The 2089-nt window shown below is 64.0% G+C and carries 2 protein-coding genes; both read left to right on the top strand.

Translation table 11 applies throughout. The features are described 5' to 3' along the window. Nucleotides 1-1465: IS21 family transposase (istA, locus tag E3O45_RS16230; RefSeq protein WP_134444488.1), on the top strand; the 1465-nt coding region annotated here is incomplete at its 5' end. Beyond that, nucleotides 1462-2089 (top strand): ATP-binding protein (locus E3O45_RS16225; protein WP_134444486.1); only part of this gene is annotated, 628 nt, incomplete at its 3' end. The genes istA and E3O45_RS16225, both read left to right, overlap by 4 nt.

Here is a 2089-nt window from a genome sequence, read left to right as displayed (position 1 = left end):
GTCCCGCCACAGCATTCGAGCTGTGCTCGATGCCGCGGAGCGGCTCGGGCTCGGCTGGGATGACGTCGCCGAGTTGTCGGAGGCCGTGGTGTATTCGACGTTGTTCCCCGGCCGCGGCGTCCACGAGTCCGTCTTCGCGCAGCCGGATTGGGGCCGGGTCCACACCGAGCTCGCGCGGGTAGGAGTGACGCTGAAGCTGTTGCACCAGGAGTATGTCGACGCGGCAGCGATGGCGCAGGCGACGATGAGTTACGACCGCTTCTGCCGACTCTATGCCGAACATGCCGCTGTCTCGGGGGCGACGTCGCGGGTCGGCCATAAGGCCGGCCGCAGTATCGAGGTCGACTGGTCCGGGCCCACAATGCAGCTGCTGGACCCGACGACGGGCGAGATATCGAAAGTGTATCTGTTCGTCGCCTGCCTGCCGTTTAGCCGCTACGCGTTCGTGGAAGCGACCCTGGATATGCGGCAGGAGGCGTGGCTACGTGCGCACACGGCAATGTTTACGTTCTTCGGCGGCAGCGTCCCACGGCTGGTGCCCGACAACCTAAAGACCGGTGTGATCTCCCACCCGAAGGAAGGGGAGGTCGTGTTGAACGATGCTTACCGGGAGATGGCGGCGCACTACTCGGCAGCGGTGCTCCCCGGCAGAGTGCGGCACCCGCGCGACAAAAGTAGCACCGAGAATACGGTGGCCCATGTCGCGACCTGGGTCATCGCCGGTTTGAGGAAGGAGACGTTCACCTCGCTGGCGCAGTTGCGTCTGCGAATCCGGGAACAGATGGATGCCTACAACCGGGAGCCCTTCCAGAAACGTGTCGGGTCCCGCCTCAGCGTGTTCACCACCGAGGAGAAGCCGTTGTTGCAGGCACTGCCGGTGGCACTGTTCGAGATCAGCACGTGGTCCTATAAACGAAAGGTCAACGCCAACGCGCACGTGGTCTGGGCCAAGAATTTCTATTCCGTTCCCTTCAGCCACATCGGTGCGCTGGTGGACCTGCGCATCACCGAGACGATGCTGGAGGTTTATCGGCGCGATGAGCGTCTTGCGAGCCATTTGCTGCTGCCGGCCAGCACGACGAACCAGTATCGGACCAACGATGCGGACTTGCCCGAGGGGCGCAGCTTCCAGGCCTGGGACCGACCCCGGATCGAGGAATGGGCCGCGCGGATCGGGCCAGCAACGGTCACCGTGACGGCCAAGATCTTCGAGACGGTCTTCATCGACGAGGCTGGCTTCGACGCCGCGCTAGCCGTGCTGAAACTGTCACGCCGCTTCCCATCAGCCCGGGTCGAGGCCGCCTGCGCACTCGCGCTGCAGGGCCCGGTCCGTTCCCCGCGCTATGCGCATTTGCGGCCGATCCTCGACACCGGGCAAGACAAAACCGGGCAGACCCTCGAACCGGAACCGGACGATGGCGGATATGTTCGTGGCAGCGCTTACTACGCCGGAGGGAACCGTTGAGCGCTCTGGATGGGGAGACCAAACGCAAGCTCCGCGAGATGAACGCCGGCGAGCTGCTGCAAGCCATCGACCTCCAGGACGAGATCCTCTCCATCAGCCTGACTTTCGAGGAACGGGTCCGGCTGGTCGTCGACGACGCCTACTCGACGTTCATGCATTCCAAGGTTGACGGGCTGATCCGGCGGGCGGGACTGCGCTACCCGAACGCGGATCTGCGGCGCATCGACCTCCTCGACGAGCGCGGCCTCAACCGGCAGGTGCTGACCCAGCTCGGGACCTGCTCGTTCGTCACCCGGCAACAGAACGTCGTCTTCCAAGGCTTCACCGGGTCGGGAAAGTCGTATCTGGGATGCGCTCTCGCCAAACGCGCCTGCGAACACCGCATCCGCGCCCATTACGTCCGAATGCCCGACCTCGAGGAAGCTTGGGTCGCCGCCCAGGATACAACCGGTGGGGCGGGAAAGTTCCTGCGGAAGTATGCCGCCTTCACGCTCTTGGTCATCGATGAATGGCTGCTGGATAAGCCGACGGAATCGATGCGGACGATGCTGCTGGAGCTAATGGAGCGCCGTTACGGCGAGACCTCCACGGTGTTCTGCACCCAGTATCAACAGAAGGACTGGC

It is taken from the genome of Cryobacterium sp. TMS1-20-1, from assembly GCF_004402355.1.
GTDB classification, from domain to species: domain Bacteria; phylum Actinomycetota; class Actinomycetes; order Actinomycetales; family Microbacteriaceae; genus Cryobacterium; species Cryobacterium levicorallinum.
The sequence above is the reverse complement of the archived record's forward strand: the minus strand, read 5'-3'. Positions and strand labels throughout refer to the sequence as shown.